Origin of the sequence: uncultured Microbacterium sp., from assembly GCF_963524805.1 — a bacterium.
Taxonomy (GTDB): Bacteria; Actinomycetota; Actinomycetes; order Actinomycetales; family Microbacteriaceae; genus Microbacterium.
The window spans coordinates 1-14,217 of record NZ_CAURGG010000005.1 but is presented as its reverse complement, the minus strand read 5'-3'; the positions used below and the strand labels follow the sequence as shown (position 1 = coordinate 14,217).

Below are 14,217 nucleotides of genomic sequence, written 5' to 3'. Positions count from 1 at the left end.
CCGTACTTCTCAGATGCGCGTGGTGGGTCCTTGCTGCTGCTGCAGCAGGTCGCGGATCTGAACCAGGACCTCTGCCTCGGTCGGGAGAGGCTCCTCACCCTCGACGACGCCTGCCTTGGCCGCTGCGCGCTCCTTGGCACGGTTCATGGGAACGACGAAGACGAAGTAGACCACCAGCGCCACGGCGAGGAAGTTGATGATCGCGGCCAGGATGGCACCGAACGAGAACGTCGTGGTGCCGCCGAGGAGCGTCGGGACTGTCACCTGCATCGCCGTCTGAAGGCTGTCGGCGGCGAAGAACAGTCCGATGAGCGGATTGATGAGCGAATCGACCAGCACGGTGACGATCGCTGTGAAGGCTGCTCCGATGACCACCGCGACGGCGAGATCGATGACGTTCCCTCGAAGAATGAATTCCTTGAATCCCTGGACCACGTGAATCACCCGACCTAACTCCGGCCGAGGCCGGCTTCATCCTGTAGATGCAGGCGAGGACTTCGCCTTCGACTTCGATGATGTCGGAGGCGAGGACTCCCCGCCACCCGACGAGCCGCTCGAAGACGAACCCGCGTCAGAAGTCTTCTTCTCGGGCGCCCGCGAGTCGGTGCGGTAGAAGCCCGAGCCGTTGAAGGTCACGCCGATCGAGCCGTACTCCTTGCGCAGTTCCCCACCGCATTCCGGGCACTCGGTGAGGGTCGGATCGGCGAAGGACTGCACCGCATCGAAGCGGTGGCCGCACGTCTTGCAGGCATAGGCGTAGGTAGGCATGTGTTCTTTCGAGCGGGTCAGCGCCGGACGGGCGCGATGTTGACGGTCTGAGTCGGGGTGACGACGCCCGTGACGGGCTGGTCGTGCAGATCGCTGGGCACCTCGTCGACGAATTCGGAGTCGTAGATGACCGCGTAGACGGGCGGGCAGCCCTCCATCGAGCCGATGGTCTTGTCGAAGTAGCCGCGTCCCCATCCCATGCGCATGCCGGTGCGATCGACGGAGGCGGCGGGGATGACGAGCAGGTCGACGTCGTTGACGGCGATCGGTCCGAGCAGCTCGCCGACCGGTTCGGGCAGGCCGAACATTCCCTCGGTGATGTCGAGGTCGGGGGTGGCCACCGACCAGTCGAGCAGGCCGTCCGTGCGCGTCACGGGAAGAAGGACCCGGATGCCGCGCCGCACGGCCCCTTCGACGAACTCGCGCGTGCCCGGCTCGGTGGTCGTGGACAGGAAGCACGACATCGACCGCACGCCGAGGGAGTCCACGAGCGTGTCCAGCTGCCGGGCGATGCCCTGAGCCGCGGCATCCCGAGCCTGCTGCGACAGCAGCTGCCGGCGCTCGCGCAGCTCGGCACGCAGCGCGCGCTTGGCGGTGGCGATCGCGTCGGGCATACGTCGATTCTAGGCGCGGTTATCACGACGACCCTCGGTGCGGCAACCTGACCGCCGGACAGGGGTTGCGCAGGTGCCCGTCGGTACAGTGTCCTCATGCCCCACAAGCCATTCAAGGCCGTCATTCCCGCCGCCGGACTCGGGACGCGCTTCCTTCCCGCCACCAAGGCGATGCCCAAGGAGATGCTGCCGGTCGTCGACAAGCCCGCCATCCAGTACGTGGTCGAAGAAGCCGCGCAGGCGGGCATCACCGACATCCTCGTGATCATCGGACGCAACAAGAACGCGATCTCCAACCACTTCGACTCCGTGCCCGAACTCGAGGTCAAGCTGACCGAGAAGGGCGACGCGGATCGCCTGCAGCGCGTCATGGCCTCCAGCGACATGGCCGACATCCACTTCGTCAGGCAGGGCGACCCCAAGGGGCTCGGGCACGCGGTGCTCCGCGCCCGCGCCCACGTCGGCGACGCCCCCTTCGCGGTGATGCTCGGCGATGACCTCATCGACGAGCGCGACGCGCTTCTGACGACGATGATCGCCGAGCACGAGCGCACCGGTGCGGCGATCATCGCGCTCATGGAGGTCGACCCCGCCCACATCGGGATGTACGGCGCTGCGGCGATCGAGCAGACCGACGATCCTGATGTCGTGCGCGTGACCGGCCTGGTGGAGAAGCCCAAGCCCGAGGACGCGCCCTCGAACCTGGCCGTCATCGGTCGGTATGTGCTGAGCCCGGCGATCTTCGACGTGCTCGAGCACACAGAACCGGGCAAGGGCGGCGAGATCCAGCTCACGGACGCGCTGCAGGAGCAGGCCGCCGACCCGGACGGACCCGGCGTGTACGGCGTCGTGTTCCGCGGCCGCCGTTATGACACCGGCGATAGGGTGGACTACATCAAGGCCATCGTGCAGCTCGCCGCGGATCGCGAGGATCTCGGCCCGCAGCTGCGACCCTGGTTCAAGGAGTTCGCGGCGACCCTGTAGCGCCGCCCGTTCGAGGGGAGTGTCGTGGACCTGACGACTCCCCGTCGGCACGCCAACGTGTCGATCCGCCTCGTCCGCCCGCGCGACGCGCGGGTGCTGCAGAACGAGCTCCTCTCCAACCGGGCCTGGCTGCGGCCGTGGGAGGCCACGAGCCCCGACGGCCCGGTGTCGTTCGACATGCGTGCGGGCGTGCGCAGGCTGCTGCAGCAGTACCGGGACGGTGCCGGCGTTCCTTTCGTGATGGAGGATGACGGCGAGCTCGCCGGTCAGCTCAACGTGTGGGGCATCGCCCGCGGCTCGCTGGCGTCGGCGACGATCGGCTACTGGGTCAGCGAGCGGTTCGCCGGCCGCGGCATCACCACGACCTCCGTCGCCCTGGCAACCGATGTGTGCTTCGACGAGATGCGTCTGCATCGGATGGAGATCTGCATCCGCCCCGAGAACCACGCATCGCTGCGCGTCGTCGAGAAGCTCGGCTTCCGCTACGAGGGGCTGCGTCGTCGCTTCATCCACATCAACGGCGACTGGCGCGACCACTACGCGTTCGCCCTGACGCGGGAGGATGTGCCCGAAGGGGTGCTGCGGCGCTGGGTCGAGGGGCGCGCGCCGCAGGATGCGGCGACCGTGCCGCCGAGCGACCGCTTGCGGGCGTGACGCTGCCGACTAGCACAGGGTCCTGACACGACACGCGACAGGATGCCGGGACACCGGCATCCGGTCGCCTACCGTGGACCGCATGGGTGGGCAGGTGCTGGGCGGGGGAGTGATCGTTCTCGTCGCCGTGCTCCTCTGGATGGTCTACCTGCTGCCGTCGTGGCACAGCCGGCGGCAGTTCGACGCCGCGGAGCGCAACGCGGTCCGCCTCAATCAGGCGCTGCGGGTGCTGGCCGAGACCAGCGAGACGCCGCAGGAAGTGCGGCTGGAGCTCAACGCCCGCACAGCGCTGGCGCAGCAGAAGCTGGCGCGCCGTGCTCTGGCCGAGCGCGAGCACACGGCACTCGAGCAGGCGCGCACCGATCTGCAGCGCGCCCGCGATGAGCGGGTGGCGGCGCGGTCGACGCCGGCTGCACGCCGGGCCCGTGCGCGACGTCGCACGCGGCTCGCCCTCACCTTCGTCGCGCTCGCGGCGATCGGCGTCGCCCTGTGGGGCGCCTGGCAGGTCGTCGCGACCGGGTCGCAGGTGCTCCTCTGGACCGGCGTGGGTGCGGCTCTGTTCAGCGGCTTGCTGCTGCAGCGCATGACCCGGGTGGGCGCGCGCGCCGTGACCCGTGTCGCCGTGGCGGATGCCGCTCCCCGCGAAGCCCGGACGGTGCAGGACGTCGCGCTGGCAAGCGATCGCCGCAGCTGGGCTCCGCGCGAGCTTCCCCGACCTCTCACGGGGTCGGCCGGCTCCCGCGCGGCAGCCGTGCTCGACGCCGCGGCCGCCCGCGAGGCGCTGCGCCAGGCCTCCGTGGAAGAGGCCGCACGCGAGCGCGCCGCACGTGCCCAGCCGCCCTCGATCGAGGCGGCCCGCGCCGCGCGCCGAGCGGCAGCGGCATCCGAATTCGTCCGCACGGGCCCGGTGGACGACGCCCAGATCGAAGCCCACGTGCGCCGGCTTCTGGCCAGCCGCGCGGGCTGACGAAGGACTCTTCGCGCACCGTTCGGCGTCGAGGAAGGCCGCCGACGGCGTGATAACCTATCCGAGGTTTATGGGCCTGTGGCGCAGCTGGTAGCGCACCTCGTTCGCATCGAGGGGGTCAGGGGTTCGAGTCCCCTCAGGTCCACGAATCGAAGTGCCCCCGCTGCGGCGGGGGCACTTTTTCGTGCGCGGACGGATGGGTGGGTTGGCGCATTCCGCCGGTTCTGCCACCGGTAGCGACGGATCGCGCCCACTGAAGCGCGCGGCTTCCCGCTCAGTAGGCGCATCTCGTCGCTGCAGGCCAACGAAGCGACGGAACACGCCCACCGAGCGTGGACAGGAGCCTCAGACCGCCGGAGCCGTCTCCCGGGCCCGCAGGTCCTTGCGCAGGATCTTGCCCGACGCGGACTTGGGGATCACGTCGATGAACTCCACCCGACGCACCTTTTTATGGGGTGCGACGTTGTCCGCGACGAAGGCCGTCACCTCCTCCTCGGTCAGCCCGGAATCGGGGGCTGCGACGATGAAGGCTTTCGGGATCTCCTGCTTGTCCTCGTCCAGGACGCCGATGACGGCGGCATCCATGATCTTCGGGTGCGACAGCAGCAGTGCCTCGAGCTCCGCCGGAGCGATCTGGTAGCCCTTGTACTTGATGAGCTCCTTGACCCGGTCCACGATCGAGAAGTAGCCGCCCTCGTGGTACACCCCGACGTCGCCGGTGTGCAGGAATCCGTCGGCGTCGAGCGTCTCGGCGGTCGCGTCCGGCTTGTTGAGGTAGCCCAGCATGACGTTCGGACCCTTGATCCAGATCTCGCCCGGCCGGGTGACGCCGCCCTCGCCGATCTCGGTGATCTCCTCGCCCGTCTCGGTGTCGATGAGCTTGCACTCCTGGTTGGGCAGCAGCGTGCCCACCGAGCTGACCGGGATGTCATGACGATCGGCCGGCATCGCGTGCGAGACGGGGCTGAGCTCGCTCATGCCGTAGCCCTGCATCATGCGGGCATGGATGCGGCGGCCCGCCGCCTCGGCCGTGTCGCCGTCCAGGGGGGCGGCGCCGGAGAAGACGGTGTGGACGGTCGAGATGTCGAACTGGTCGACGATCGGATGCTTGGCCAGCGCCACCGCGATCGGCGGGGCGATGTAAAGGTACGTGCAGCCGTAGGTCTGGATGTTGGTCAGGAACTCGACCAGGTCGAACTTCGGCATGGTCACGAGGCTCGCCCGCTGCCGCAGGGCGAGGTTCAGCAGCACCGTCATCCCGTAGATGTGGAAGAACGGCAGCACGGCGAGCACGCGGTCGGTGTCGCGCAGGTCGATGTTCGCGCGGCACTGCTGCACATTGGCGACCAGATTGCGGTGCGTGAGCATCACGCCCTTCGGGATGCCTGTCGTGCCGGAGGAATAGGGCAGGACAGCCAGGTGCGTCGCGGGATCGAAGCTCACCTCGGGGGCGGGCTTCTGCTCGGTCAGCAGTTCGCGCAGACTCGGATGTCCTTCGGCGCCGTCCATCACGAGCAGGTGGTCATCGGCGATGCCCACAGCGGATGCCGCCGCCTTCGCCTGCGGCAGGAGCGGAGTCACCGTGATCAGCCAGGTCGCGCCGGCGTCGCGCAGCTGCTTCTCGATCTCGCCCGCGGTGTAGAGGGAGTTGATCGTCGTGATCACGCCGCCGGCCCGCAGGATCCCGTGGAACACCGTCGCGAATGCGGGGACGTTCGGGCACAGCAGGCCGATGACCGTGTCCGTGCCGACGCCGCGCGCCGCCAGGGCGCCGGCGAACGCGTCGACCTGCCCGCGCAGGGCGCCGTACGTCGTCTCGGCGCCGGTGCCCGGATCGATCAGCGCCACCTCGCCCAGCTCGTCGTCGGTGAGCGTCCCGAACAGGAAGTCGTACACGCCGACCTCGGGAATCTCGACATCGGCTATCGGACTGGTGAACATGCGGTCTCCCTCGACTCGCTCAGCAGGACAGCTTCATCCTGCCACTGTTGACACCAGGTGTCACGGTGAGCGGGACCGCGTCCCGCCTGCAGAAGGGAGGAGATTCGCAAACGGGAGGAAGGATTCCGCGAAAGCGGTCCTCCGTGCTGCGCATCTCCTCCGCTTCGAGCGTCGGGTCGGCGAGTCAGCCCGCGAAGGCGTGCTCGCGGGCGCCCGCAGCGAGCCGCTCGGCAGCGAGACCCTCGGCGGCCTCGAGTGGGGTGACGCCGCGTGACTCGGACTCGTCGAAGACCCGGCGCACGGTGTCGCCGATCGCGGCGACCCGGTCCATGATCTGCTCACGGCTGCCGAGGTGCTTGGCTTCGAGGTCGAGGTAGATCACGCCGCCCGCGTTCACGACGAAGTCGGGGGCGTACAGGATGCCGCGCCGCGCGAGCCGCTCGGCGCCGGTGTGATCGGCCAGCGGGTTGTTCGCCGGCCCGCACACGGCCTTCGCGTCGAGGGTGTCGATGACCTCGTCCGTCAGCAGCCCCCCGATGCCGGCGGGCACGAAGACGTCGGCCGGAACCAGGTGCTCCTCACCGGCCGAGATCCACTCGGCGCCCAGCTGCAGGGCGAGATCGCGCTTGGCCGGGTTGACGTCGGTGACGGTCAGGACGGCCCCTTCGGTGCTCAGTCGCACCGCCAGCCGGCTGCCGACCTGGCCCATCCCCGAGATCGTGATGCGGCGGCCTGCGACAGCGGAGGACCCGGTGACGCGCTCGAGCGTCGCCCGCAGCGATTCGTAGACGCCGAGGCTGGTCGGCCCCGCCGGCTCGCCCGACCCGCCGCCGGATTCCGGCAGACCCACGACGTGCGCGGTCCGTTCGCTGACGGTCAGCATGTCCTCGGTCGTCGAGCCGACATCCTCGGCGGTGCGATAGAGCCCGTGCATCGACTCGACGACGTCGCCCAGGTCGAGGAACGCGGCGCGCCGCCGCTCGGCGTCCAACTGGGCTCCGGGCGGAAGTGCGATCACCGACTTGCCGCCCCCGGCATCCAGGCCCGCGGCCGCGTTCTTCAGTGTCATGGCGGCCGACAGGCGCAGAGCGTCGCCGAGCCCGTCGCTCCAGTGCGGATAGCTCCACAGCCGCGCACCGCCGAGCGCAGAGCCGAGCACGGAGGAGTGCAGGGCGACGGCGATGAACAGGCCGCTGCGCCGGCCGGTGACGGCTTCGACGCGCTCGTGGCGGAAATCGGGCAGGGGCAGGGTCGCAGACATGGTGGTCCTCGTCGATCAGCCACCGGGGTCCTCGTGGGACGGTCGGCGGGCGCGTGCGGATGCGCAACGTCGCGGCATCCACCTCCATTGGAGCACCGTCGCGCCGATTGTTCAACGTGCCACGCGAATCCTGAACAATGTGCGCACTGAGGATCGCATTTCCTGGCCTGCGAACCTCTATGCGTTCAGTCTCGCCGTGGGAGACCGGTCGAGGACGAGTCCGCTCTCCGGACCCGTCAGTGCTCGAAGCGCGTACAAAATCGTCGTGAGGTCCACGAGCTCCTGAATCAGGGCGCCCGCGACGGCGGGGATGACCCCGGTCGTGGCGACGAGCATGAGCGCGACGCTGATCGCGACGCCGATCCAGATCGCCGTGTACGCGACGCGGAGAGTGTGTCGGCATATCGAGACGGCGTCGACGACCTGATCGAGCGAGTCCTTCAGGATCACCGCATCCGCGGCGTCGCCCGCCGCCGTTGCGCCTTTGGCTCCCATCGCGATCCCGATGTCGGCGGCCGCGAGCACGGGCGCATCGTTGACCCCGTCGCCCACCATCAGCACGGGCCGTGGCTGCAGCTGCGCAGCCAGATGCACCTTCTCGGGCGGCAGCAGCTCGGCGTGCACCTGGGCGATACCTACCGCCTGCGCGATCGAGGCAGCGGTGGACGCGGCATCACCGGTCAGCATGACCACCCGCTCGACGCCGTGCGTACCGAGCCAGTCGATCACCGCCCGTGATTCAGGGCGCACGTCGTCGGCAAGGACGAGGACTCCGGCGAAGCGTCCATCGAGCGCAACATACGCGCCGGCTTGTCCGGTTCGGAGGTCCGCGCGCTCTGTATCGGGAGCGAGTGCCGCGACGTACGCCGGTTTGCCGACCACGACCGTTCGAGCGCCGATCACAGCGGTCACGCCGTTCGTTGCCACTTCCCGCGCGTCGGTGGCCCTCTCGATCCGGAGTCCTCGCTCCTCGGCCGCGCGACGGATGCCGTCCGCGAGCACATGGCTCGAATACTGCTCCGCGGATGCTGCCAGCCGCAGCACCTCGTCCGCGTCGAAGCCGGCCGCCGGGCGGACGGCCACCAGGTCGGGGCGACCGCGTGTCAGTGTTCCGGTCTTGTCGAACGCCGCCGAGCGCACCTGCGCCAGCTGCTCGATCACCGCGCCGCCCTTGATGATGATTCCGGTTCGGGCGGCCCGGGACAGCCCGCCGAGAAAGGCGACCGGCGCGGCAATGAGCAGCGGGCAGGGTGTTGCAAGCACGAGCACCTCGGCGAAACGGGCCGGGTCGCCCGAGATGCCCCACGCGGCGCCGGCGATCGCGAGCGCCACCGCGGTGAAGGGGATGGCGAAGCGGTCGGCGAGCCGCACAACCGGTGCCCGTGACTCCTGGGCATCGCGCACGAGTGCGACGATCTGCTGGTACTGACTGTCGGCACTGCGGCGCGTCGCGCGGATCCGCACGGCACGCGATCCGTTGATCGCACCCGAAAGCACCTCCTGCCCGGCGCTGAGCGAGACCGGCAGGCTCTCGCCCGTCAGCGACGATTCATCGAACGTGCCCGTGTCGGTGAGAAGGACGCCGTCGACCGGCACGATCTCAGCGGGCCGAACGAGCAGGACATCACCGATCGCCACCTCGTCTGCGCCGGTATCCCGCACCTCATCCGATTCGGTCGAACCCCCGTGCACGATCACGTGAGCGATCCGAGGCGAGCGATCGAGCAGCGCGGTGAGCTCTTTCTTGGCGCGCCTGCCCGCGTAGTCCTCCAGCGCCTCTCCTCCCGCGAGCATGAGGACGATGATGAGCGCGGCGACGTATTCGCCGACGGCCAGGGTGGCGACCATCGCCACCACCGCCAGCACGTCCAGGCCCACGTGACCACGCATGACGTCGCGGACCATGCCGACCAGGGTCCACACGATGAAGCCTGACACGTAAAGGGTCGCGACCCATCGGCTCGCGCCTTCCATCTCGGCGAGGTCGAGGGCGAGGACGCCAACGCCGACGACGACCGTGATCGTGATCGCGGGATAGCGCGCCAGCAGGTGAAGGATGCGTCGCACGTCTTCAGCCTGGCCCGACCGGGGGTGTCGCGCCAGCAGGGGCAGGCTGGCCTGCGCGAGACGCTCTTACGCCCGAGGTCGCGCCGGAGTACCGTTCGCGCTGGGGATGAAGGTTCACCACAAGGAGGGGAATCCGACATGTTCGAGAATGCGCAGGCTGCCGCGGTGATCGCAGCCAAGGATCTGGCCCGGGCCAAGTCTTTCTACGAGGGGGTCCTGGGGCTGACTCCCGAGGACATTCCGGCGGAGGAGGATGCGGTCTTCTACCGGCTGGCCGGAGTGCCGCTCATGGTCTACGTGACCTCGTACGCGGGAACGGCGAAGAACACCGTCTTCTCGATCGAGACGGACGACCTCGCGAGGGACATGGCGGTCCTGCGGGACAAGGGAGTCGTCTTCATGGACTACGACTTCCCGGGCCTGAAGACGGTCGACGGCGTCGCGGAACTCGGCACCGAGAGATCGGCGTGGTTCGAAGACAGCGAGGGCAACATCCTCGCGCTCGGCCAGCGCACCTGAAGCGCGCATCGGTCCTATCCTGAACGGATGACCGATCAGCTCCCCGCCCGCAGCCGCATCGTCCGCGAATCACTGCGCAGCTCCGGGATCACGGGGGAGATCGTCGTGCTTCCGGATGCCGCCTCCACCGCCGCGCTGGCCGCGGCAGCTCTGGGCGTGGAGGTGGGGGCGATCGCCAACAGCCTGGTGTTCTGGTCGGACGATGAGCCGCTCCTGGTCATGACCAGCGGCGCTCACCGCGTCGACACCGCCGCCCTCGCCGCCCGGCTCGGACGCGGCAGCATCCGCCGCGCCAGCGCGGAGCAGGTGCGGGAGGCCGCCGGGCAGGCGATCGGCGGTGTCGCGCCGACGGGGCATCCGGCGCCCCTTCTGACGGTCGTCGACGAAGAACTCGCGTCCTACCCGGAGATCTGGGCAGCCGGCGGCACGCCGCACACCGTCTTTCCCATGACTTTCGACGAACTGGTCGCGCTCACCGGCGGGCGCGTCGTCACGGTCGACTGAGACCGCCCCCGACGATGTGGGCTGCCGTGACCGCGGCCGCGGCCGACCACGCCTGCGGGCGGCACGCAGCCGGATAGGGCGTCGGCCGAGGCGACTCGGCCGCCGCGTCGCCCGAATGCAGCTCCGGCATGCGGAAGCCGAACCCTTCGGCGGCGGCCAGCAGCCCGCGGATCACCCGGTCGGCCTCCTCGTGGAGGCCGGCCAGCGCCATCCCGCGCGCGATGATCGCGGAATCGTGCGTCCAGACGCTGCCGCCGTGGTAGCTCAGCGGCCAGTAGCCGGCAGCGCCGGTCGACATCGTACGCACGCCGTAGCCCGACAGCATCGACGGGCCGACGAGCAGGGTCGCGACGGCCGCCTCCTCGTCGGGATCCAGGATGCCGGTCCCCAGCAGATGGCCGATGTTGCTCGTCAGGGTGTCGACGGGGCGCTTGTGCGCGTCGAGTGCCACCGCGGGATAGCGGCCCTCGGGCGTCCGCACCCAGTAGGACTCCGCGAAGCGGGCCTTCAGGCGCGCAGCCCACTCGCGCAGCTGCGTGCTTCCGCTCTCGCCGAGCTCGTCGAGCAGCCGGGAGCCGGCGAGGGCGGCCTCGTAGGCGTAGCCCTGCACTTCGCAGAGCGCGATCGGCCCTTCGGCCAGTTCGCCCGAGCGCCACTGGATCGAATCCCCGGAATCCTTCCAGCCCTGGTTCGCCAGGCCATGGCCGGTCTCATCGATGTAGTCGATGAAGCCGTCGCCGTCGGTGTCGCCGTGGTGCAGCAGCCAGTCCAGCGCTGCCCGCAGTGCCGGGAGCAGCTCACGCACCTCGCCCTCCGGCATCCCCGCGTCATGAGCGTCCGCCAGCAGACACACCCAGAGGGCTGTCGCATCGACCGTGCCGTAGTAGACCGGGGGAAGGACGATGCCCTCACCGGGCATGGCGAGGGGCTCGCCCCGGAGTTCGTGCAGGATCTTGCCCGGCTGCTCCGCCGACTCGGCGTCGTCGCGGGTGCCCTGGAAGCGGGCGAGGACGCGCAGCGTGGAGGCGGCGATGCGGTGATCGACCGGGAGAGCGAGGCGCGCAGCCCAGATCGAGTCCCGGCCGAAGAGGGTGAGGAACCACGGCGCACCAGCGGCGAAGAACTCCTCGTCGGGTCGGTCGGGCAGAGCCAGGCGCAGTGCGTCGAGGTCCGCGAGCGCCGCGTCCACCCAGCGCTGCAGGCGGGGGTCGCCGCCGACGTGCGGGACCGCCCACCCGGCCGGCCCCTCCGCACCGCGGACCACGAGCGTCGGATCCTGCAGTTCGATCGTGAACGACACCTGCACGGCAGCCCGGGGCTCCACGGTGACCCGCCACTCGGCGCTCATTCCGCGCTCGTCCGCCGTGAGGGCGGCATCCGGTGCCCGCAGGGTGAAGGCGCGCTCGCCCGAGACGACCTCGATGCCCGCTTCACTCGAGCGCCCGATGCGCCAGGGACGCGCCGCGACGAGCCCGGCCTTGACCTCCTGCAGAGGGGCGAAGTCCGGCAGCACCCGCAGGGCCAGGCGCACCCTCACCGCCTCGTCGAGGTGCGACGTGATCGTGAGGCTCTCGCGGAGGATCCCGTCCTCGACGGACCGGTCGCGGAGGATGCGCACCTTGGGGTCGGGGAAGCGGTCATCGACCCCGCGCAGGAGGCCACCGAAGACGACGCGTGACGCAGTGTGCGGCGCGACCGAGATCCATTCCGGGGCAGCGCCTTCGACCGTGAGCAGGAGGTTGCGGATGTGACGCACATCGCCGTGATAGACGCCGTGGATGGCGGCGTCACCGAGGTCGCCCGAGCGAGCGGACCACACCTGAGTGGGGGCGCGCAGCGCGATGACGGCGTCGTCGAGCAGCGGCTGGAGCGCGTGGGATCCGGTCGGAGACTCGGTCATTCCTTGAGAGCTCCCTGGGTCGTGTTCATGATGCGCCGCTGGAAGATGAAGAACATCACGGCCACCGGAATCGTCATCAGCACGGCGGCGGCGAGCTTGATCGGATACTGGCTGCCCTGGCTGAGCTGGCCGGAGGCCAGGGACGCGACGCCCTTCGTGAGCGTGGTCAGCTCGGGCGACTGCGTCGAGACGATGAAGTGGCTCAGTTCATTCCACGATCCCTGGAAGGACAGGATGATGATCGTGATGAGCGCCGGGCGCGCCATCGGCAGCACGATCGACCAGAACACGCGGAATGTGCCCGCCCCGTCGATGCGTGCCTGCTCCTCGATCGACACGGGAATCGACTCGAAGAAGTTCTTCATGATGAACACCCCGGCGGCATCCACGAGCAGCGGCACGATCATCCCGGTGTAGGAGTCGTAGATGCCGAGCTGGTTGAGCACGAGGAACTTCGGGATCAGCAGGACGACCCCCGGCACGGCCATGACGGCGATGACCAGCGCGAAGATGACCGCCCGCCCGCGGAAGTGGAGGCGCGCGAGAGCGTAGCCGGCGAGGGATACGAAGAAGACGCGACCGAGGGTCACGCAGATCGTCACGATGGCCGAGTTCATGAACCAGAGCGGAAAGTCGCTCCGGCTGAACAGCAGCTCGTACGCGGCGACCGTGAAGACGCTGGGGATGAGCGAGATCGGATCACCGGCTGCTTCAGCGTCCGTCTTGAAGGAGGTCGACACCGAAACGAGGAACGGGTAGATGTAGATCAGCGCCAAGACGATCAGCAGGGCGTAGAGGAGGACCTGACCCCAGATCCGGCCCGCTCGACCGGAGCCGACGGTGCGGGGGGCCGGCGTTTGGATGGGGACGGCCGTGTCTCTGGCGGCGGTGACGGTCATGACTTCTGTCCCTTGACTTGGTACTTCGCAGCTCGCCGTTTCGATACGGGTCGCTCCCGCAGGATCGAACGCTGCACGAGGGCGAAGAGGATGATGATGAGGAACAGGATGAACGCGATCGCCGAGCCCTGCCCCCAGTCCTGGTTCTGGAAGGCCGCCTGATAGGACAAGTAGGCCGGCGTCAGTGTCGTCTTGGCGGGACCGCCCTGCGTGCCGGTGTAGATCTGCTCGAACACCTGCCACCCGCCGATGAGGCCGAGCGTCAGGACAGTGAACAGCGTCGGACGCAACTGGGGGAGTGTGATGTGCCAGAACCGCTGCCAAGCGGTCGCGCCGTCCATCATGCCTGCCTCGCCGAGTTCGATGCCGACGTTCTGCAGGGCGGCGATGAACAGCAGCATGAAGGTGCCGCTCGTCGTGAAGATCGCCATGAGCATGAACGCGAAGAGGGCCACCGAGGGCCCCGCGAACCAGTCCCACCACGAGATGCCCAGGAAGCCGCTGCTGCTGAGGGCCTGCGGCGCGGAGTCCAGGCCGAGGGCGCCCAGACCGATGTGCACAATGCCCCGCGGATCGTTGAACCAGTTGGGCCCGTTGATGCCGACCCACGACAGCACCTCGTTGACGACGCCGCTGGTCGAGAACAGGAAAAGCCAGACCACCGTGATCGCCACCGTGCTGGTCACGGACGGAAAGTAGAAGGCCGTCCGGAAGAAGCCGCGCCCTCGCAGCAGCGCCCGGCTGACCAGTACGGCCAGGAACAGCGACAGGACCGTCTGCAGCGGAACCACCAGCAGCACGTACCAGCCGATGTTGCGCAACGAGATGCCGAAGTTCCGCTCGGCCAAACCGCCCCCGGTCGTGACCGCGGCGTAGTTCTCGAGTCCGACGAAATCGACGCTGGAGGACAGCGGGCTGCCGCGGCCGTTCCAGTCCGAGAAGCTCACCCACAGCGCCATGAGCACGGGGATGAACAGGAACAGGCCGAGGATGATGATCACCGGCGCCACGAACAGCCATCCGGCGACGCCCTCGCCGCGGGCGTAGCCGTCGGCGTCGGCGTCACCCGGGGGCCTGGTGGCACGGGGGGGGGGGGGGAGGCCCCCCCCCCCCCCCCGTGGGCCGGGGCCCCCGCGCGG

14 protein-coding genes and 1 tRNA gene are annotated in these 14,217 nt (G+C 69.2%); 6 read left to right on the top strand and 9 right to left on the bottom strand.

Going from position 1 to position 14,217, the window contains the following annotated elements; all coding sequences use genetic code 11:
* Positions 1 to 9: 9 nt before the first annotated feature.
* Genes mscL through RWQ91_RS10985 form a run of 3 tightly spaced genes read right to left on the bottom strand, consistent with a single transcriptional unit; the run spans position 10 to position 1,382 of the window.
* Positions 10 to 435, bottom strand: coding sequence for a large conductance mechanosensitive channel protein MscL (mscL, locus tag RWQ91_RS10995; RefSeq protein WP_314505927.1), 426 nt, complete (start codon positions 433 to 435; stop codon positions 10 to 12).
* A gap of 36 nt (positions 436 to 471) precedes the next feature.
* Positions 472 to 768: an FmdB family zinc ribbon protein gene (locus tag RWQ91_RS10990; protein ID WP_314505925.1), complete on the bottom strand. Its 297-nt coding sequence runs from the start codon at positions 766 to 768 to the stop codon at positions 472 to 474.
* Between the two features lie 17 nt (positions 769 to 785).
* The gene (locus tag RWQ91_RS10985; protein WP_314505922.1) at positions 786 to 1,382 is read right to left on the bottom strand and encodes a 5-formyltetrahydrofolate cyclo-ligase; all 597 of its coding nucleotides are present in this window, start codon (positions 1,380 to 1,382) and stop codon (positions 786 to 788) included.
* A 96-nt stretch (positions 1,383 to 1,478) separates the two neighbouring features.
* On the opposite strand from RWQ91_RS10985, the gene galU reads away from it, so the two are divergent.
* From galU to RWQ91_RS10965, 4 genes are all read left to right on the top strand, one after another.
* Entirely contained in the window at positions 1,479 to 2,366 is an 888-nt protein-coding gene (gene galU / locus RWQ91_RS10980) for a UTP--glucose-1-phosphate uridylyltransferase GalU (RefSeq protein ID WP_314505921.1), read from the top strand.
* Positions 2,367 to 2,390: 24 nt separating this feature from the next.
* Entirely contained in the window at positions 2,391 to 3,020 is a 630-nt protein-coding gene (locus tag RWQ91_RS10975) for a GNAT family protein (protein ID WP_314505919.1), read from the top strand.
* Positions 3,021 to 3,102: 82 nt separating this feature from the next.
* Positions 3,103 to 3,987, top strand: a complete 885-nt coding sequence (locus RWQ91_RS10970; protein ID WP_314505916.1) for a large exoprotein — start codon at positions 3,103 to 3,105, stop codon at positions 3,985 to 3,987.
* A gap of 72 nt (positions 3,988 to 4,059) precedes the next feature.
* A tRNA-Ala gene (locus RWQ91_RS10965) sits at positions 4,060 to 4,132 on the top strand.
* Positions 4,133 to 4,332: 200 nt separating this feature from the next.
* On the opposite strand, the gene RWQ91_RS10960 is transcribed toward RWQ91_RS10965, so the two are convergent.
* From RWQ91_RS10960 to RWQ91_RS10950, 3 genes are all read right to left on the bottom strand, one after another.
* Positions 4,333 to 5,928 (bottom strand): AMP-binding protein, encoded by a 1,596-nt coding sequence (locus RWQ91_RS10960; RefSeq protein WP_314505914.1) that lies wholly within the window; start codon positions 5,926 to 5,928, stop codon positions 4,333 to 4,335.
* A 184-nt stretch (positions 5,929 to 6,112) separates the two neighbouring features.
* Entirely contained in the window at positions 6,113 to 7,189 is a 1,077-nt protein-coding gene (locus tag RWQ91_RS10955; RefSeq protein WP_314505912.1) for a Glu/Leu/Phe/Val dehydrogenase dimerization domain-containing protein, read from the bottom strand.
* A gap of 177 nt (positions 7,190 to 7,366) precedes the next feature.
* The gene (locus RWQ91_RS10950) at positions 7,367 to 9,256 is read right to left on the bottom strand and encodes a heavy metal translocating P-type ATPase (RefSeq protein WP_314505910.1); all 1,890 of its coding nucleotides are present in this window, start codon (positions 9,254 to 9,256) and stop codon (positions 7,367 to 7,369) included.
* 138 nt (positions 9,257 to 9,394) lie between these two features.
* Here RWQ91_RS10950 and RWQ91_RS10945 point away from each other — a divergent pair, with 138 nt between their 5' ends.
* Together RWQ91_RS10945 and RWQ91_RS10940 are read left to right on the top strand one after the other, a co-directional pair.
* The gene (locus RWQ91_RS10945) at positions 9,395 to 9,775 is read left to right on the top strand and encodes a VOC family protein (RefSeq protein WP_314505908.1); all 381 of its coding nucleotides are present in this window, start codon (positions 9,395 to 9,397) and stop codon (positions 9,773 to 9,775) included.
* A 27-nt stretch (positions 9,776 to 9,802) separates the two neighbouring features.
* On the top strand, positions 9,803 to 10,279 hold the full coding sequence (locus RWQ91_RS10940) for a YbaK/EbsC family protein (RefSeq protein ID WP_314505906.1): 477 nt from the start codon (positions 9,803 to 9,805) through the stop codon (positions 10,277 to 10,279).
* Here RWQ91_RS10940 and RWQ91_RS10935 read toward each other — a convergent pair.
* The 3 genes from RWQ91_RS10935 to RWQ91_RS10925 all read right to left on the bottom strand — a co-directional run.
* Positions 10,266 to 12,179, bottom strand: a complete 1,914-nt coding sequence (locus tag RWQ91_RS10935) for a glycogen debranching N-terminal domain-containing protein (RefSeq protein WP_314505905.1) — start codon at positions 12,177 to 12,179, stop codon at positions 10,266 to 10,268. The two genes, RWQ91_RS10940 and RWQ91_RS10935, sit on opposite strands and share 14 nt — an antisense overlap.
* Positions 12,176 to 13,078, bottom strand: a complete 903-nt coding sequence (locus RWQ91_RS10930) for a carbohydrate ABC transporter permease (protein WP_314505904.1) — start codon at positions 13,076 to 13,078, stop codon at positions 12,176 to 12,178. The genes RWQ91_RS10935 and RWQ91_RS10930 overlap by 4 nt, the downstream gene beginning before the upstream one ends.
* Positions 13,075 to 14,217 (bottom strand): carbohydrate ABC transporter permease (locus RWQ91_RS10925; protein ID WP_399546304.1); only part of this gene is annotated, 1,143 nt, incomplete at its 5' end. The genes RWQ91_RS10925 and RWQ91_RS10930, both read right to left, overlap by 4 nt.